Source organism: Pseudomonas putida (assembly GCA_041071465.1).
Lineage (GTDB): Bacteria > Pseudomonadota > Gammaproteobacteria > Pseudomonadales > Pseudomonadaceae > Aquipseudomonas > Aquipseudomonas putida_P.
This window is the reverse complement of the sequence record CP163498.1, coordinates 1,537,080-1,553,510: the sequence shown is the minus strand read 5'-3', so window position 1 is coordinate 1,553,510 and position 16,431 is coordinate 1,537,080. Positions and strand designations below refer to the sequence as shown.

General features: G+C 63.7%; 17 protein-coding genes and 1 pseudogene. 7 read left to right on the top strand and 11 right to left on the bottom strand.

Annotation, left to right across the window (positions count from 1 at the left end; all coding sequences use genetic code 11):
* On the bottom strand, positions 1-636 hold the full coding sequence (locus AB5975_07250) for a TetR family transcriptional regulator (protein XDR21639.1): 636 nt from the start codon (positions 634-636) through the stop codon (positions 1-3).
* Between the two features lie 122 nt (positions 637-758).
* Positions 759-1,256 (bottom strand): phage infection protein, encoded by a 498-nt coding sequence (locus tag AB5975_07245; GenBank protein ID XDR21638.1) that lies wholly within the window; start codon positions 1,254-1,256, stop codon positions 759-761.
* Between the two features lie 341 nt (positions 1,257-1,597).
* Here AB5975_07245 and AB5975_07240 point away from each other — a divergent pair, with 341 nt between their 5' ends.
* Positions 1,598-3,664: an AsmA family protein gene (locus AB5975_07240; protein ID XDR21637.1), complete on the top strand. Its 2,067-nt coding sequence runs from the start codon at positions 1,598-1,600 to the stop codon at positions 3,662-3,664.
* A 111-nt stretch (positions 3,665-3,775) separates the two neighbouring features.
* Here the strand turns inward: AB5975_07240 and AB5975_07235 are convergent, their stop codons facing one another.
* On the bottom strand, positions 3,776-4,306 hold the full coding sequence (locus AB5975_07235) for a bacterioferritin (protein XDR21636.1): 531 nt from the start codon (positions 4,304-4,306) through the stop codon (positions 3,776-3,778).
* Between the two features lie 36 nt (positions 4,307-4,342).
* Entirely contained in the window at positions 4,343-4,684 is a 342-nt protein-coding gene (osmE, locus tag AB5975_07230) for an osmotically-inducible lipoprotein OsmE (GenBank protein XDR21635.1), read from the bottom strand.
* Positions 4,685-4,806: 122 nt separating this feature from the next.
* Here osmE and AB5975_07225 point away from each other — a divergent pair, with 122 nt between their 5' ends.
* The gene (locus tag AB5975_07225; GenBank protein XDR21634.1) at positions 4,807-5,697 is read left to right on the top strand and encodes an alpha/beta fold hydrolase; all 891 of its coding nucleotides are present in this window, start codon (positions 4,807-4,809) and stop codon (positions 5,695-5,697) included.
* On the opposite strand, the gene AB5975_07220 is transcribed toward AB5975_07225, so the two are convergent.
* Positions 5,694-6,503 carry a DMT family transporter gene (locus AB5975_07220; GenBank protein XDR21633.1) on the bottom strand — a complete coding sequence of 270 codons (810 nt, stop codon included), beginning with the start codon at positions 6,501-6,503 and terminating at the stop codon, positions 5,694-5,696. The two genes, AB5975_07225 and AB5975_07220, sit on opposite strands and share 4 nt — an antisense overlap.
* 223 nt (positions 6,504-6,726) lie before the next feature.
* On the opposite strand from AB5975_07220, the gene AB5975_07215 reads away from it, so the two are divergent.
* From AB5975_07215 to AB5975_07205, 3 genes are all read left to right on the top strand, one after another.
* On the top strand, positions 6,727-7,515 hold the full coding sequence (locus AB5975_07215; protein ID XDR21632.1) for a helix-turn-helix transcriptional regulator: 789 nt from the start codon (positions 6,727-6,729) through the stop codon (positions 7,513-7,515).
* A 63-nt stretch (positions 7,516-7,578) separates the two neighbouring features.
* Positions 7,579-7,866, top strand: coding sequence for a PsiF family protein (locus tag AB5975_07210; GenBank protein XDR21631.1), 288 nt, complete (start codon positions 7,579-7,581; stop codon positions 7,864-7,866).
* 70 nt (positions 7,867-7,936) lie between these two features.
* Positions 7,937-8,944: an AI-2E family transporter gene (locus tag AB5975_07205; protein ID XDR21630.1), complete on the top strand. Its 1,008-nt coding sequence runs from the start codon at positions 7,937-7,939 to the stop codon at positions 8,942-8,944.
* Between the two features lie 36 nt (positions 8,945-8,980).
* Here the strand turns inward: AB5975_07205 and AB5975_07200 are convergent, their stop codons facing one another.
* Entirely contained in the window at positions 8,981-10,240 is a 1,260-nt protein-coding gene (locus tag AB5975_07200) for an Hsp70 family protein (GenBank protein XDR22933.1), read from the bottom strand.
* A gap of 175 nt (positions 10,241-10,415) precedes the next feature.
* Here AB5975_07200 and cbpA point away from each other — a divergent pair, with 175 nt between their 5' ends.
* Complete coding sequence (gene cbpA, locus AB5975_07195; GenBank protein XDR21629.1) at positions 10,416-11,372, top strand: curved DNA-binding protein; 957 nt, start codon at positions 10,416-10,418, stop codon at positions 11,370-11,372.
* Positions 11,373-11,374: 2 nt separating this feature from the next.
* Positions 11,375-11,680: a chaperone modulator CbpM gene (locus AB5975_07190; protein ID XDR21628.1), complete on the top strand. Its 306-nt coding sequence runs from the start codon at positions 11,375-11,377 to the stop codon at positions 11,678-11,680.
* Between the two features lie 68 nt (positions 11,681-11,748).
* Here AB5975_07190 and AB5975_07185 read toward each other — a convergent pair whose 3' ends face one another.
* The 5 genes and pseudogenes from AB5975_07185 to urtB all read right to left on the bottom strand — a co-directional run bounded on the left by AB5975_07185 (position 11,749) and on the right by urtB (position 16,431).
* Positions 11,749-12,264, bottom strand: a complete 516-nt coding sequence (locus AB5975_07185; GenBank protein XDR21627.1) for an N-acetyltransferase family protein — start codon at positions 12,262-12,264, stop codon at positions 11,749-11,751.
* Positions 12,265-12,295: 31 nt separating this feature from the next.
* A complete protein-coding gene (urtE, locus tag AB5975_07180; GenBank protein XDR21626.1) occupies positions 12,296-12,994 on the bottom strand; it encodes an urea ABC transporter ATP-binding subunit UrtE in 699 nt (232 codons plus the stop codon).
* Between the two features lie 17 nt (positions 12,995-13,011).
* Positions 13,012-13,869, bottom strand: coding sequence for an urea ABC transporter ATP-binding protein UrtD (gene urtD / locus AB5975_07175; protein XDR21625.1), 858 nt, complete (start codon positions 13,867-13,869; stop codon positions 13,012-13,014).
* Positions 13,866-14,945 carry an urea ABC transporter permease subunit UrtC gene (gene urtC / locus AB5975_07170; protein XDR21624.1) on the bottom strand — a complete coding sequence of 360 codons (1,080 nt, stop codon included), beginning with the start codon at positions 14,943-14,945 and terminating at the stop codon, positions 13,866-13,868. The genes urtD and urtC overlap by 4 nt, the downstream gene beginning before the upstream one ends.
* Positions 14,945-16,431, bottom strand: a pseudogene (gene urtB, locus AB5975_07165) (urea ABC transporter permease subunit UrtB). Before urtB ends, urtC begins: the two are co-directional and overlap by 1 nt.

Sequence of the window (16,431 nt, the reverse complement as noted above, 5' to 3'; positions counted from 1 at the left end):
CTAGGGTTGAGGGTTGCCCAAGCCCTGCCAATGCCGCGCCCCGACGAAGATGAAGCGCAACTGCTGGGTGATCTTTTCCTGCGGCGTCAGCGCCTGTGGGTAACCCGCTTCCGGGCTGTCGATAAGTTCGGGCAGGGTGGCGAACACGGTCTTCACCACCAGGTCGGCCATCACCGCCAGCGCGGCGCTGTCCAGGTGCTGCCAGCGCTTCATGCGCGCAAGGTCGGTGGCTAGGTCGTCGCTTATGTCCTGGCGCAGGCGGGCAATGGCCTGGCGCACGGCCTGCGAACCGCCGTACTGTTCGCGGGCCAGGAACAGGAACTGCGCGCGGTGGGCGGCTACCACGTCGAGGAAGATGCGCACCGAAGCGTCGGTGATGCCGCCCAGTTCGAATTCGTTTTGCCGCACCAGGCGGATGGTCTGGCGGAAGGTGGTGTCGATTTCGGCCACCAAGGCCAGGCCCAGGGCATCCATGTCGGAAAAATGCCGGTAGAAGCCGGTCGGTACGATGCCAGCGGTCTTCGCCACTTCGCGCAGGCTGACACTGCCGAAACCACGGCCACTCTCCATGAGCAGGCAGGCTGCATCGAGCAGGGCCTGGCGGGTCTGAAGCTTCTGTTCGGCGCGCGGTAGCATGATGCGGGCTTCTGTGACGGTAAGGCTGGGCACTCTAGATAAAAAAACAAAGCCCGGTCAATGGACCGGGCCTGGAGGGGAGCAAGCGTTGTGACAGAGGTTGTTCTTTTCGGCCATGGTGATCAGCTCACACGGCTGAGTTCAACCAGACGATCCGAGCCACCTTCGGCAACGCGGCCATTGCGTTCGATCAGGCGATCCGAGCCACCTTCGGCGACGCGGCCATTGCGTTCGATCAGGCGATCGGAACCACCTTCGGCAACGCGGCCACTGCGTTCGATCAGGCGATCCGAGCCACCTTCGGCAACGCGGCCACTGCGTTCGATCAGGCGATCCGAGCCACCTTCGGCAACGCGGCCACTGCGTTCGATCAGACGATCCGAGCCACCTTCGGCAACGCGGCCACTGCGTTCGATCAGGCGATCGGAACCACCTTCGGCAACGCGGCCACTGCGTTCGATCAACCGATCGGAACCACCTTCAGCTACGGTTTTCAGTGGCTGGGCGATTTCGGCAGCGCTGGAGCGCGATTCGGCGGTCAGGTGTTGCTCGGAAGCCGGCAGGGCAAAAGCGTTGGCGGCCAAAAGGGACAGGGTCAGGGTCAGCAGGTGGCGTTTCATGATTTCGGTGCTCCTCTCGGGGGCTGGAAAGTGGGTACGAAGCCAATGCTACGCCGCGTAACGCCAGAGAGAAGTTCATACGGGTAATGGTAACAATCGACCGTATTGATAGAGGTTCGCAACGCCTCTAACCAGCGCCTTTCAGGCGCGCAGGCAAACCGCTGGCCGTGCCTCCGTTGGGTAACATGTACAGCCTGGCGCGATAAATTGCTGAGCAAAGGGCCAGGAAAAACTTCGCTATCATGGCGCCATCGATAAAACCCCATGGGTTTTCATGAGTCCGAGATATTGAGTGCCACTGAAGTGCCTGTTCTGTGTCATACCGCAAGGAGATTCACGCAATGACGCGTCCCGCCAGAATTCTCGTCTGGACCCTCACCAGCCTGTTCACCCTGCTGGCAATCCTGGTGGTGGTGATCGCCACCTTCGACTGGAACCGCGTCAAGCCGCTGCTCAACGAGAAGGTCTCCGAGGCCTTGCACCGGCCTTTCGCAATCAATGGCAACCTCGCTGTGCATTGGCGTACCGAGCCCGAAGAGGGTGGCTGGCGTGCCTGGGTGCCGTGGCCACACTTCATTGCCGAGGACCTGACCTTGGGCAACCCGGAGTGGCTCAAGGAGCCTGATATGGTCGGCCTGGCGCGCGTGGAGTTCCGCCTGGCGCCGCTACCGCTGGTGTTCCAGCAGATCAGCATCCCCCGCATCAACCTTACCAAGCCTACCGCCAACCTCACCCGCCTGGCCGATGGACGCGCTAACTGGGTGTTCGACTTCGGCCCCAAGGATGAAAACGCAGAACCTTCAAAGTGGCAGTTGGATATTGGCGCCATCGGCTTCGACCAGGGCAACGTCAGCTTCGACGACCAAACACTGAAAACCAGCATGAAGGTGCAGATCGACCCGCTGGGCAAGCCAATCCCGTTCAGCGACATTGTCGGCAAGGCCAGCGCCGAAAAGGCTGGCGCTGCACAGGACTATGCCTTCGGCCTCAAGGCCCAGGGCCGCTACAAAGGCCAGCCAGTGTCCGGCACTGGCAAGATCGGCGGCCTGCTGGCGCTGCAGGACGCCAGCCAGCCGTTCCCGCTGCAGGCCGATGTGCGCATCGCCGACACCCACGTGGTGCTAGCCGGCACCCTGACCGACCCGCGCAACCTCGGCGCCCTCGACCTGCGCTTGCGCCTGTCGGGTGCCAGCCTGGGCAACCTCTACCCGTTGACCGGGGTAACCCTGCCGGACACGCCGGCCTACTCCACCGATGGCCGCCTCAGCGCCAACCTGCACGCGGCGCAAGGGGCGTCGTTCAATTACCAGGGCTTCAACGGCAAGATCGGCGACAGCGATATTCACGGTGACCTGGCCTTCGTCGCCAGCCAGCCACGGCCCAAACTGTCCGGCAAACTGGTATCGAACCAGTTACTGTTCAAAGACCTGGCGCCGCTGATCGGCGCCGATTCCAACGCCGAGCAGAAGGCCCGGGGTGGTGCCAGCAAGCAGCCGACGGGCAAGGTGCTACCGGTTGAAGAGTTCCGCACCGAGCGCTGGCGCGCGATGGATGCTGACGTCACTTTTGCTGGCAAGCGCATCGTGCACAGCACGCAACTGCCGTTCAATGACCTGTCGGCCCACGTGATACTCGATGACGGCCTGCTGCGCCTGGAGCCCCTGCGTTTTGGCGTGGCCGGTGGCAGCCTGGCCTCCAATATCCGCCTTGACGGGCGCAGCGTGCCCTTGCAGGGCCGGGCACAGTTGACGGCACGGGGTTTCAAGCTCAAGCAACTGTTCCCCACGTTTGCGCCGATGCAGACCAGCTTTGGCGAATTGAACGGCGATGCCGACATCACGGGCCGTGGCAACTCGGTGGCAGCCTTGCTGGGTACGGCCAATGGCGACCTGCGCATGCTGATCAACGATGGCGCCATCAGCCGCAGCCTGATGGAGATTGCCGGTTTGAACGTGGGTAACTATGTGGTCGGCAAGCTGTTCGGTGATGAGGACGTGAAGATCAACTGCGCGGCAGCCGATGTGGGTATCAAGGATGGCCTGGCGACTACGCGGCTGTTCATCTTCGATACCGAGAACGCGATCATCTACATCAACGGCACCGCCAATTTTGCCTCCGAGCAGTTGGACTTGAAGATCACCCCGGAGTCGAAAGGGCTGCGGTTGTTCTCGCTGCGCTCGCCGTTGTACGTGCGTGGACCGTTTGCCAAACCGAGTGCCGGTGTGCAGGCGCTGCCGCTGGCGTTGCGCGGCGCGGGAATGGTGGCGCTGGGTGTGGTGGCCGGGCCGGCGGCAGGGTTGCTGGCACTGATTGCGCCCAGCAGCGGGGATGATCCAAACCAGTGCACGCCGTTGTTGCAGCAGATGAAAGCGGGCAAGGCACCGGCGGCGGTGAAAGGGCGGAAATAGCAGGGGGCCGCTGCGCGGCCCATCGCGACACAAGGCCGCTCCTACAGGGGTACGCGATCCCTTGTAGGAGCGGCCTTGTGTCGCGATGGGCTGCACAGCAGCCCCTAACGATTACAACCCTTGCAACAGGTCGGACATGTCGTCCGCGTGCTCTTCTTCCTGCGCCAGAATGTCTTCGAAGATGCGCCGCGTAGTCGGGTCTTTATCGCCAATGTACTGAATGATCTCGCGGTAGCTATCAATGGCAATCCGCTCCGCCACCAGGTCTTCCAGCACCATCTCTTTCAACGAATTGCCTGCCACGTACTGGGCATGCGAATTCTTGGTCAGGTTATCGGGGTTGAAGTCTGGCTCGCCGCCCAGCTGCACGATGCGCTCGGCCAGCTTGTCGGCGTGTTCGGCTTCCTGGGTGGCATGCTCCAGAAACTCCTCGGCTGCCACGCTGGCCTTGATGCCGCTGGCCATGAAGTAGTGGCGCTTGTAGCGCAGTACGCAGACCAGCTCGGTGGCCAGCGACTCGTTCAGCAGGCGCAGGATCTCTTTGCGATCGGCATGATAGCCCTCGGTCACGGCGCCTTGCTCTACATGCTGGCGGGCACGTTCGCGCAGGGTTTTCACATCGGTGAGTTCAACGTTGCTCATGGTTATCTCCAGCAGGGGTCAGGTTTGGGCATTGGCTTATGCGCCATGCAAGGCGTCGCTGTCTTCCTGGCGTTGCTTGCAGGTTTTGAAACCTTTGGCGTCGACATGGCCGGTGGCGTCGAAGCGCACGTAGTAGGGCTGCTGTTTGCCATCGCGGTTGAGGATGTAGTCGTTGCAGGTGCCCCCGTGCGGCAGGTCGATCACGTTCGACGGGCTGCCGCCAATGGCGATGACCTTCTGCATGGTCATACCGTTCTCTACCTGCTTGACCAGCGGCTCGTCGCGGTAGGTGACGTAGTCCACCGGGTTTTCCGGGCGGCTGCCGCAGGCGGCCAGGGTGGCGCTTGCCAGAAGGATTGCCAGGGTCTGCTTGTACATGGTCCCGCTCCTTGCAAAGGGTCTGTGTGGTTTGGAACCACAGCGCACGCCGGGAGTTCGATTGCGATGGCCATGATGGCCGCTGTAGTGTTGGCCGGTCGTTCACGCAAAGGGGCTGGGTGATGCCACAGGAATTGGCCACGCGATACCCGTTGGTGCTGGTGCCGGGCATGCTCGGGTTTGTCCGGGTGGTGCTCTACCCCTACTGGTTCGGCATCGTGCCGGCCCTGCGCAAGGGTGGGGCGCAGGTATTTCCGGTGCAGGTTTCGCCGCTGCATTGCAGCGAGGTGCGCGGTGAGCAGTTGCTGGCGATCATCGAAGACATCTGCCAACGCACCGGCGCCGACAAGGTCAACCTCATCGGCCACAGCCAGGGCGCCCTGAGTGCACGCTACGCCGCGGCCAAGCGGCCTGAGCGGGTGGCTTCGGTCACCTCGGTGGCCGGGCCCAACCATGGCTCGGAACTGGCCGACCACCTGGCGCGTACGGCACCGGGCGATTCACCCCAGGGGCGCATCCTCAAGGCCGTGCTGCATGGTTTTGCCGTTTTGCTGGTATGGCTGGAAACGGGCTGGCGCCGCGAGCCGCTGCCGGTGGATGTGCATGCCTCGCACCAGTCGCTGACCAGTGCCGGGGTGGCACTGTTCAACCAGGCTTATCCACAGGGCCTGCCGCAGACCTGGGGTGGGGAAGGGGCCCATGAGGTCAACGGCGTGCGCTATTACTCTTGGTCGGGCACCTTGCAGCCTGGCCTGACCGACCAGGGGCGTAACCGTTTTGACGGCAGCAACCGTTTCTGCCGCCTGTTCGCGCGCAGTTTCATCAAGGAAAAGGGCCAGTGCGACGGTATGGTCGGGCGTTTCAGTTCGCACCTGGGGCAGGTGATCGGCGACGATTACCCGCTCGATCACCTGGACATCGTCAACCAGTCGCTCGGCGCTGTGGGCAAGGGCGCCGAGCCCGTGCGGCTGTTTACCGAACATGCCGCCCGGCTCAAGGCCGCCGGGCTTTAGCGGCGGATCGGCGTGGTCCAGCGCTCGGCCAGCACTACGCCGGCCAGGGTCAGCAAGCCGCCGACCAGGTGATAACTGGCCAGTTGCTCGTCGAGCACACCGGCGGCGATCAGCGCAGTGACCAACGGCAGCAGGTTGAAGAACAGCGTGGTGCGGCTTGGCCCTAGGCGGTGCACGGCCTGCATCCACACCCGTGGCGCGATCATCGAAGCCAGCACGCAGGCATACAACACCAGGCCGATGTTGTGGCTGTTCAGGCCGGTTTTGTCCGACAGCAGGAACAGCGGCAGCAACACGACGATGGCCACCAGCACCTGCAGGTACAGCAACTGCATCGGCGGCAGGCGGAGCTGCCATTTCTTCAGCAGGAAGCTGTACAGCGCATAGGCCAGGGTAGCCACCAGCATCAGCAGGTCGCCGCTGTTCAGCCCTTGTTGCAGCAGGCTGGCGGGGTGGCCGGCGCTGACCACCTCCAGTACCCCGAAGAACGATACCAGCGCACCCAACAGGGCGCCGTAGCTCAGGCGCTGGCCCAGCCAGGCGATGGACAGTGCCAGTGACATCAGCGGCATCAGCGAGAGAATGATGCCCATGTTGGTGGCGCTGGTGATGCCGGCGGCGAAGTAGGCCAGGCTTTGGTACATCGCCATGCCCAGTACGCCGAGCACGAACACCTTGCCCAGGTGCGGGCGGATGGCCGCTCGGTTGCGCCACACGGCGGGCAGCAGGAACGGGGTGAACAGCAAGGCAGCCAGCAGCCAGCGATAAAAGCCGATCTCGGCGGGGTGGATGGCGCCGGCGGACATCTTGGTGACCACGGTGTTACCGGCCCAGATGAGGATGGCGGTGAGGGGAACAGGTAATTCATGTTGCAGAGATTCTCTGAAGTATCGCGATGATTTTTGGAGCGCTGTGCGCCCCTTTTGCGACACAAGGCCTGCGCAGCAGGCCCCGATGGCAGCCATTATCAACTGTCTGTCTAAAAGCCTATACTTCCATCCAGACAACCCACCCTGCCAAGCAGACAGCATGCCGCGCAAATACCTGGACATCCCTCAGTTCACCCAGCTCCCGGCCCCGGTGTACTTCCGCCACGATGAGTTCGTTGCCGACACCCACAGCGCCGTGCACTGCCACGCCTGGGGTCAACTGAACTACACCGCTCACGGCGTGATGCATCTGGACGTTGCCGGCCAGCGCTTCCTGTCACCGCCAAGCTACGCCGTGTGGGTGCCGCCCGACACCGCGCATGGTTGCTACAACCCGCAGGCCATCGTCTACCGCTCCATCTACCTCGACCGCAGCCTGTGCGCCGCGCTGCCACGGCAACCGTGCAGCTTGATGATCAGTGACATTCTCAAGGCCATCCTCGCCGACTTCGCCCGCCGCGACCTCAAGGTGGCCGAAGACCCGCGCGACCAACGCCTGGTGCAGGTTCTGCTCGATCAATTGCTGCTGGCACCCACCCAGGCCTGCTACCTGCCGTTTGCCCACAGCGATGGCTTGCGCCAGGTGCTCGACGCGCTCAGCGCCGAGCCTGGCGACAACCGCCCGTTGGCCGACTGGGCTGCCCGAGTGCATGTCAGCGAACGCACCCTGGCCCGCCAGTTTCTGCGCGAATTGGGCATCAGTTTTGGCGAATGGCGCTTGCGCCTGCGTTTTTTGCGCGCCATCGAAGCGCTGGAAGCTGGCCTGCCGATTCAGGCCATCGCCTTCGACCTGGGCTACAGCAGCGCTTCGGCGTTCATCGCCATGTTCCAGCGCCAGGCCCAATGCACGCCCGAGCAATACCGCCGGCAGGCGCGGGCGGGGCGCTGAGAATTCTTGGCTACACTCAGCTCGACCCCCGTGCATCGGGCGCGGAGCCAAGGAGACCACTCCATGAAAGTGCTGCACATTCCATTGCTGGCGTTGGCTGTGTTGTTCAGCGCCCAAGGCTTCGCGGCCAATACCGCGCAGCAGGAAAAAATGAAAACCTGCAATGCCGACGCCACCACCAAGGCCCTGAAGGGCGATGAGCGCAAAGCCTTCATGAGCACCTGCCTGAAGAAGGATGTGCCGCAAACCCAACAAGAGAAGATGAAAACCTGCAACGCCGACGCCACCACCAAAGCCCTGAAGGGTGACGAGCGTAAAGCCTACATGAGCGACTGCCTGAAGAAGAAATGACCTGCGCCTATGCCTGCGCCGCCAAGGCTGGCAGACTGCGGGCATTCCCGCTGTCTGCCGTCGAGGCTGTATGACCTTTACCCCCCGTCAGATCACCCTGGCCAGCCTGATCATCGTCATGGCCGGGCTGCTGCTGGCTTTGCCCCTGAAGTTGCTGCCCAGCCTGCTGGCCGGCCTGCTGGTGTTCGAACTGGTCAACATGCTGACCCCGCGCCTGCAGCCGCTGTTGGCTGGGCAACGCGCGCGCTGGCTGGCGGTGGCCCTGCTCGGCACGCTGGTGGTCAGCACCCTGACGCTGCTGATTGCCGGTGCCTTCAGCTTTTTGCTGCACGAGGCGGAGAACCCCGGCGCCTCGCTGGACAAGTTCATGGCCTTGGTCGAGCGTGCCCGCGGCCAGCTGCCACCCTTCATCGAAGGCTACCTGCCCGCCAGTGCCGCAGAGTTCAAGGTCGCCATCGGCGACTGGATCAAGAGCCACCTGAGCGATTTGCAATTGGTGGGCAAGGGCATGGCGCACATGTTCGTCACGCTGCTGATCGGCATGATCCTCGGCGCCATCATCGCCTTGCAGCGCATTCCCGATGTTTCCCGGCGCAAGCCCCTGGCGGCGGCGCTGTTCGAGCGCCTCAATCTGCTGGTGAAGGCGTTTCGCAACATCGTCTTCGCGCAGATCAAGATTTCGCTGCTCAACACGGCCTTCACCGGCATCTTCCTGGCGGTGGTGATGCCGTTGTTCGGTGTGCACCTGCCGTTGACCAAGACGCTGATCGTGCTGACCTTCCTGTTGGGCCTGCTACCGGTGATCGGCAACCTGATGTCCAACACCCTGATCACCATCGTCGGCTTGTCGCTGTCGATCTGGGTGGCGGCGGCGGCGCTGGGTTACCTGATCGTCATCCACAAGGTCGAGTATTTCCTCAACGCGCGGATCGTGGGCGGGCAGATCAGTGCCAAGGCGTGGGAACTGCTGTTGGCGATGCTGGTGTTCGAGGCGGCGTTCGGGCTGCCTGGGGTGGTGGCAGGGCCGATCTACTATGCCTACCTGAAGAGTGAGCTGAAGCGGGCGGAGCTGGTCTGACAGCGTGCTGGGGCTGCAAAGCAGCCCCAAGATGGCTCAGGCTGCGCCGTAACGCTTGCGGGCCTCGATGGCCAGGCCGCTACCAATGCTGCCAAAGATGTTGCCTTCCACATGCCGCGCATTCGGCAGCATCGCCGACACGCTGTTGCGCAGCGCCGGAATTCCGCTGGAACCCCCGGTGAAGAACACCGTGTCGACCTGCCCTTCGCTCACGCCAGCCTTGGCCAACAGCTCGGTCACGCTACCGCGCACCCGCTCCAGCAGGCCGTCGATGGCCTCTTCGAACAGCGCACGTGTCAGTTCTGCCGTCAGCTCGGGCTCGACGCGGCGCAGGTCGATGCGGCGGCTGTCGTGCTCGGTCAGTTCGATCTTGCTGGCTTCCACTTCCATCGCCAGCCAGTGCCCGGCGCGTTGCTCGATCAGTTTGAACAGGCGGTCGATACCGAAGCTGTCCTCGATGTCGTAGCGCATGCTGCCCAGCGCCAACTGCGACTTTTGCGAGTACAGGGCGTTGATGGTGTGCCATGTGGCCAGGTTGAGGTGGTAGCTGGTGGGCATCAGCGCGCCGCTCTTCATGCGGCTGCCGTAGCCGAACAGCGGCATCACGCCCTGCAGGCTCAGCTGTTTGTCGAAGTCGGTACCGCCGATGTGCACGCCGCCGGTGGCGAGGATGTCGCTCTGGCGTTCGGCGACCAAGTGGCGCTCGGGCGACAGACGGATCAGGGTGAAGTCCGAAGTACCACCGCCGATGTCGACGATCAGCACCAGCTCTTCGCGGCTGATGCTCGACTCGTAGTCGAAGGCTGCGGCAATCGGCTCGTACTGGAACGAGACGTCCTTGAAGCCGATCTTGCGCGCTACTTCGGCAAGGGTATCTTCTGCTTCCTGGTCGGCGGCCGGGTCTTCGTCGACGAAGAACACCGGGCGGCCCAGCACCACCTGGTCGAATTCACGGCCCGCAGCGGCTTCGGCACGTTTTTTCAGCTCGCCGATGAACATGCCCAGCAGGTCCTTGAACGGCAGGGCGCTGCCCAGCACGCTGGTGTCGTGCTTGATCAGCTTCGAGCCCAGCAGGCTTTTCAGCGAGCGCATCAGGCGGCCTTCGTAGCCTTCCAGGTACTCGTGCAGCGCCAGGCGGCCATACACCGGGCGCCGCTCTTCGATATTGAAGAACACCACCGAGGGCAAGGTGATCTTGCCGTCTTCCAGGGCAATCAGCGACTCCACGCCAGGGCGGTGCCAGCCGACCGTGGAGTTGGAGGTGCCAAAATCGATGCCCAGGGCGCGGGCCGGGATACGTCAGACATGGGAAATCAGCTTCCGGAGCGAAAACGGCCGCGCAGTTTATGCCACTTGGCTACAGAATCAAGACCAGTCGTCTGCCATGGGGCAAACCCAAGGCGGTCTTGAAAGGCTATGCTTGACCCCTATCTTCTGTTGCAACACGCACATTCACATTGGTGATCCACAGATGGACTTCAAAGACTATTACAAGATACTCGGCGTAGAGCCCACGGCGGACGACAAGGCGATCAAGGCCGCGTACCGTAAGCTGGCGCGCAAGTATCACCCCGATGTCAGCAAGGAGCGCGACGCCGAGGACAAGTTCAAAGAGGCCAACGAGGCCTACGAAGTGCTGGGCGACGCGCAGAAACGTGCCGAGTTCGATGAAATTCGCAAGTACGGCGGCCAGCATGGCCGGCCGTTCCAGGCGCCACCGGGCTGGGAAAACCGTGGCGGTGGCGGTGGCTTCGAAGGCGGCGATTTCTCCGACTTCTTCAGCTCGATCTTCGGTGGGCGCGGGGGCGGCAACCCCTTCGGTGGCGCTCGGCAGCAGCAACGCAGTGCAGGCAGGCGGGGGCAGGACGTGGAGCTTGAACTGGCAGTGTTCCTTGAAGAAACCCTGAGCAAGGAGTCCAAGCAGATCAGCTTCCAGGTGCCGCAAACCAATGCCATGGGCCAGCGCACCGGCTTTACCACCAAGACCCTGAACGTGAAGATTCCGGCCGGGGTGACCGACGGCGAGCGCATTCGCCTCAAGGGCCAGGGCGCACCGGGCAGCGGTGGCGGGGCCAATGGCGACTTGTTCCTGACCCTTCGCATGGCGCCGCACCCACTGTTCGATGTCGAAGGCCATGACCTGATCATCACCGTGCCCTTGGCACCGTGGGAGGCTGCCCTGGGCGCCAAGGTGGCGGTACCGACCCTGGAGGGCAAGATCAACCTGACCATCCGCCCGGACAGCCAGAGCGGGCAGCGCCTGCGCGTACCCGGCAAGGGCCTGGCGAACAAGCAGGGCGAGCGCGGCAACCTTTACGCGCAGCTCAAAGTGGTGATGCCGACCACGTCTGACGAGTCTACCCGTGAACTGTGGGCCAAGCTTTCCGAAAAGGCCGCGTTCAACCCGAGGGCACAATGGAGTAAGTGATCATGAGCAGCACCCTGATCGTTCAATTGGACATGCGTACCCTGTGTCAGGAAGCCGATGTCACGGCGGACTGCGTGATCGAAATCGTCGAGCACGGCATTGTCGAACCTTCCGGGCGAACGCCGGAGGACTGGTTGTTCGACGATCAGGCGCCGCTGCTGACCAGGCGTGCGGCCAAGCTGCACCAGGAGCTGGAACTGGAGTGGGAAGGGGTGGCGCTGGCGCTGGAGCTGTTGCAGGAAGTGCAGCAGTTGCGCAGCGAGAACAGCATGCTGCGCCAGCGGCTGGGCAGGTTTACCCAGATGTAGGCGATCATGCTGGCGCCTGTGGGAGCGGCCTTGCGTCGCGCAAGGCCGTTCCCACAATGGGCCGTATTTCAGGTTGGTTCGGCCCCTGGGTTCAACACCAGTTGCATGAAGGTCAAATCCAGCCAGCGGCCAAACTTCACCCCCACTTGCGGCATTTGCCCGGTCTCCACGAAGCCCAGTCGCTCATGCAGGCGCACCGAGGCCGCATTGCCACTCTCGATGGCCGCCACCATCACATGTTTGCCGCAACCACGCGCACGCTCGACCAGCGCTGCCATCAACACCGGTCCCAGCCCTTTTCCGCGCTGGTCACCCCGGATATACACCGAGTGCTCCACGGTCAGGCGAAAGCCCTCGAACGGCCGCCAGTCGCCAAACGAGGCATAGCCCAGCACGCCTGTCTCATCTACCGCGACCAGGATCGGATAACCCTGCTGCGCCCGCGCTTCGAACCAGGCCTGGCGGTTGGCCAGGTCTACCGGCGTTTCGTTCCAGATCGCCGTGGTGTTGCGCACGGCGTCGTTGTAGATGTCGAGGATGCCGGGCACGTCGGTGGGCAGGGCATCGCGGATTTCGTAACTCATGACAGCGTCTCGCAGGGTCGTTGAATGCAGATTAAATGGTTACCAGCCCGCGCACACCTTCGGCTTGCATGTTTTCACCGCGGCCGCGCTGGACGATTTCGCCGCGGGACATGACCAGGTATTGGTCGGCCAGTTCTTCGGCAAAGTCGTAGAACTGCTCCACCAGCAGAATCGCCATGTCGCCGCGCTGCGCCAGGCGGCGGATTACGGCGCCGATTTCCTTGATCACCGAAGGTTGGATGCCTTCGGTGGGCTCGTCGAGAATCAGCAGGCGCGGGCGGCTGGCCAGGGCGCGGCCGATGGCCAGCTGTTGCTGCTGGCCGCCAGACAAATCGCCGCCACGGCGTTGCTTCATCTGCTCCAGCACCGGGAACAGCTCGTAGATGAAGGTCGGCACTTCGCGGGCTTCACGGGCGGGGAAGCGCGACAGGCCCATCAGCAGGTTTTCCTCGACGGTAAGGCGCGGGAATATCTCGCGGCCCTGGGGCACGTAGGCGATACCAGCGTGGACCCGTTGCTGGGGCTTGAGGCTGGTGATGGGCTTGCCTTCCCATTCGATACGCCCGTCACGGGCGGGTACCAGGCCCATCAGGCAGCGCAGCAGGGTGGTCTTGCCCACGCCGTTGCGGCCCAGCAGGCAGGTAACCTCGCCGACCTTGGCTTCGAAAGACAGGCCACGCAGGATGTGGCTGCCGCCGTAGTACTGGTGCAGGGTGTCGATTTTAAGCATGTCATGTCCTCGATTGATCATCGGCCCAGATACACCTCGACCACCCGCTCATCCGCCTGCACCTGCTCCAGCGACCCTTCTGCCAGCACACTGCCCTGGTGCAGCACCGTGACATGGTCGGCGATGCTGCCGACAAAGCCCATGTCATGCTCCACCACCATCAACGAATGCGTGCCAGCCAGGCCCTTGAACAACTCGGCGGTGAACTCGGTCTCGGCATCGGTCATGCCCGCCACCGGTTCATCCAGCAATAGCAACTTCGGCTCCTGCACCAGCAGCATGCCTATCTCCAGAAACTGCTTCTGTCCGTGCGACAGCAAGCCAGCCTGGCGCTGGGCCAGGGGCAGCAGGCGCAAGGTGCTCAGCACCTCTTCGATGCGCTGGCGTTGCTCGCCGCTCAGCCGCGCTGCCAGGCTGGCCCATACCGACTTGTCGGCCTTCAGCGCCAGCTCCAGGTTTTCGAACGCTGTCAGCGCCTCGAATACCGTGGGCTTCTGGAACTTGCGGCCAATGCCGGCCTGGGCGATCTGGTATTCGCTCATGCGGGTCAGGTCGAGGGTGTCGCCAAAGAAAGCGCTGCCGGTGTCAGGGCGAGTCTTGCCGGTGATCACGTCCATCATCGTAGTCTTGCCGGCGCCGTTGGGACCGATGATGCAGCGCAGCTCGCCCACACCGATGTACAGGTTCAGCGCGTTGAGCGCCTTGAAACCATCGAAGCTGACGCTGATGTCTTCAAGGCTCAGCACCGTGCCGTGGCGGGTGTCGAGGCCAGCCTTGCGGCTTTGGCCCAGGCCGATGGCGTCGCGACCGGCGCCGAGGTGGTCGAACACCGGCTCCAACATGAATTCCGGGTGAACCGGGGGCACGCCTCTCATGGCTGGCTCCTTTTCTTCAACAGGCCGACCACGCCCTTGGGCAGGTACAGGGTGACAAGAATGAACAGTGCGCCCAGGAAGAACAGCCAGAACTCCGGGAAGGCCACGGTGAACCAGCTTTTCATGCCATTGACCAGGCCGGCGCCGAGCAACGGGCCGATCAGCGTGCCGCGCCCGCCCAAGGCCACCCACACGGCGGCTTCGATGGAGTTGGTCGGCGACATTTCGCTGGGGTTGATGATGCCCACCTGTGGCACATACAACGCCCCGGCCAGGCCGCACAGCACGGCGCTCAGGACCCACACCAGCAGCTTGAAGCCGCGTGGGTCGTAGCCGCAGAACATCATGCGGTTTTCGGCATCGCGCACCGCCGTGAGCAGGCGGCCGAACTTGCTGCGGGTCAGGCGCCAGCACAGGTACAAGCTGGCCAGCAAAAGGCCGACCGTGAGCAGGAACAGCACCGCGCGAGTGCCTTGCGCGGTAATGTCGAAGCCGAGGATGGTGCGGAAGTTGGTAAACCCGTTGTTGCCGCCAAAACCGGTTTCGTTGCGGAAGAACAGCAGCATGCCGGCGAAGGTCAGGGCTTGGGTCATGATCGAGAAGTACACGCCCTTGATCCGCGAGCGGAAGGCGAACCAGCCGAACACCAGCGCCAGCAGCCCCGGTGCCAGCACCACCAGGCACAGGGCCCAGGCAAAATGCTGGGTGCCGGCCCAGTACCACGGCAGCTCGGTCCACGACAGAAAGGTCATGAACCCCGGCAGGCCGTCGCCGGCCGCCTGGCGCATCAGGTACATGCCCATGGCATAGCCGCCCAGGGCGAAGAACAGGCCATGGCCCAGCGACAGCAGCCCGGCATAGCCCCAGACCAGGTCCAGGGCCAGGGCGACGATGGCGTAACAGAGGATCTTGCCGACCAGGGTCAGGGTGTAGGCCGACACCTGCAGGGCATGGTCCGCCGGCAGCAGCGAGAGCAGCGGCAGGGCGACGAGCAGCAGCACGACGACGGCGCCGATGGCCAGGGTCAGGCGTGGCCCGGCCTTTTGCGTAGCGGTGACAAGCAGTGGCTGGTTCATCAGTCGATTACCCGTCCCTTGAGGGCGAACAGGCCTTGCGGACGCTTCTGGATGAACAGAATGATCAACGCAAGGATGAGGATCTTGCCGAGCACGGCACCGATCTGCGGCTCCAGCAGCTTGTTGGCGATGCCAAGGCCGAAGGCGGCCCACAGGCTGCCGGCCAGTTGCCCCACGCCGCCCAGCACCACCACCAGGAACGAATCGATGATGTAGCTTTGGCCCAGATCGGGGCCGACGTTGCCGACCTGGCTCAGGGCTACGCCGCCGAGCCCGGCGATGCCAGAACCCAGGCCAAAGGCGAGCATGTCGACGCGCCCGGTGGACACCCCGCAGCAAGCCGCCATGTTGCGGTTCTGGGTGACTGCGCGCACGTTCAGGCCCAGCCGCGTGCGGTTGAGCAGCAGCCAGGTGAGCAGGACCACGGCCAGGGCGAAACCGATGATCACCAGGCGGTTGTACGGCAGCACCAGGTTGGGCAGCAGTTGGATACCGCCGGACAGCCAGGCCGGGTTGCTCACCTCGACGTTCTGCGCGCCGAACAGCAGGCGAATGGCCTGGATCAGGATCAGGCTGATGCCCCAGGTAGCCAGCAGGGTTTCCAGTGGGCGGCCGTACAGGTGGCGGATGACCGCGCGCTCCAGCGCCATGCCCACACCGGCACTGACCGCGAAGGCCACCGGCAGGGCGATCAGCGGGTAGAACTCAATGGCGCCTGGGCGTAGCGCTGCAGCAGCACCTGGACCATGTAGGTGCTGTACGCGCCGAGCATCAGCATCTCGCCGTGGGCCATGTTGATCACCCCGAGCAGGCCAAAGGTGATCGCCAGGCCGAGCGCCGCCAGCAGCAGGATCGAACCCAACGAAAGGCCACTGAATGCCTGGCCGAGCAGTTCGCCGACCAGCAGCTTGCGCTTGACCTGGGCCAGGCTGGTTTCGGCGGCGGTGCGTACGCCGGCATCGGCTTCCGCATCCGGTTGCAGCAGCGCTTCGAGGCGGGTGCGGGCCAGCGGGTCGCCGGTTTCACCCAGCAGGCGCACGGCGGCCAGGCGAACGGCGGGTTCGCTGGCGCCCAGTTGCAGGTTGGCCAGGGCCAGGCCCAGGGCGGCGTGGACGGCGGCGTCCGGCTCGGCGGCGAAGCGCCGGTCGAGGAAGGCCATCTGCGCCGGTTGTGCGCTTTTTTGCAGGTGTTGGGCGGCGGCCAGGCGGGTGTCGCTGTTGTCGCTGAGCAACTGGTGGCTGGCCAGGGCGTTGTCGATCAGGCCGCGCAGGCGGTTGTTCAGGCGTAACTTGCGGGTGTCATCGGCGGCGATGCGGCCTTGGCGCAGTTCATTCAGCAGTGGCAGGCGCGCGGCATCTGGTTGCGCCGCCCAGCCTTCGAGCAGACGGGCTTGCTCGGCGGGCTTGGCGGTAAGGAAGAATTCGCCCTCGCTGGCCTGGGTTGCCAGCGGCAGTAGCAGGAGCAGGGTGAGCAGGAGTCTGAGCAT

What these genes read in the sequence shown, in the direction of transcription:
- AB5975_07250 (XDR21639.1), bottom strand. Translation starts at nt 636, where the DNA reads ATGCTACCGCGCGCCGAACAGAAGCTTCAGACCCGCCAGGCCCTGCTC.
- AB5975_07245 (XDR21638.1), bottom strand. Translation starts at nt 1,256, where the DNA reads ATGAAACGCCACCTGCTGACCCTGACCCTGTCCCTTTTGGCCGCCAAC.
- AB5975_07240 (XDR21637.1), top strand. Translation starts at nt 1,598, where the DNA reads ATGACGCGTCCCGCCAGAATTCTCGTCTGGACCCTCACCAGCCTGTTC.
- AB5975_07235 (XDR21636.1), bottom strand. Translation starts at nt 4,306, where the DNA reads ATGAGCAACGTTGAACTCACCGATGTGAAAACCCTGCGCGAACGTGCC.
- osmE (XDR21635.1), bottom strand. Translation starts at nt 4,684, where the DNA reads ATGTACAAGCAGACCCTGGCAATCCTTCTGGCAAGCGCCACCCTGGCC.
- AB5975_07225 (XDR21634.1), top strand. Translation starts at nt 4,807, where the DNA reads ATGCCACAGGAATTGGCCACGCGATACCCGTTGGTGCTGGTGCCGGGC.
- AB5975_07220 (XDR21633.1), bottom strand. Translation starts at nt 6,503, where the DNA reads ATGTCCGCCGGCGCCATCCACCCCGCCGAGATCGGCTTTTATCGCTGG.
- AB5975_07215 (XDR21632.1), top strand. Translation starts at nt 6,727, where the DNA reads ATGCCGCGCAAATACCTGGACATCCCTCAGTTCACCCAGCTCCCGGCC.
- AB5975_07210 (XDR21631.1), top strand. Translation starts at nt 7,579, where the DNA reads ATGAAAGTGCTGCACATTCCATTGCTGGCGTTGGCTGTGTTGTTCAGC.
- AB5975_07205 (XDR21630.1), top strand. Translation starts at nt 7,937, where the DNA reads ATGACCTTTACCCCCCGTCAGATCACCCTGGCCAGCCTGATCATCGTC.
- cbpA (XDR21629.1), top strand. Translation starts at nt 10,416, where the DNA reads ATGGACTTCAAAGACTATTACAAGATACTCGGCGTAGAGCCCACGGCG.
- AB5975_07190 (XDR21628.1), top strand. Translation starts at nt 11,375, where the DNA reads ATGAGCAGCACCCTGATCGTTCAATTGGACATGCGTACCCTGTGTCAG.
- AB5975_07185 (XDR21627.1), bottom strand. Translation starts at nt 12,264, where the DNA reads ATGAGTTACGAAATCCGCGATGCCCTGCCCACCGACGTGCCCGGCATC.
- urtE (XDR21626.1), bottom strand. Translation starts at nt 12,994, where the DNA reads ATGCTTAAAATCGACACCCTGCACCAGTACTACGGCGGCAGCCACATC.
- urtD (XDR21625.1), bottom strand. Translation starts at nt 13,869, where the DNA reads ATGAGAGGCGTGCCCCCGGTTCACCCGGAATTCATGTTGGAGCCGGTG.
- urtC (XDR21624.1), bottom strand. Translation starts at nt 14,945, where the DNA reads ATGAACCAGCCACTGCTTGTCACCGCTACGCAAAAGGCCGGGCCACGC.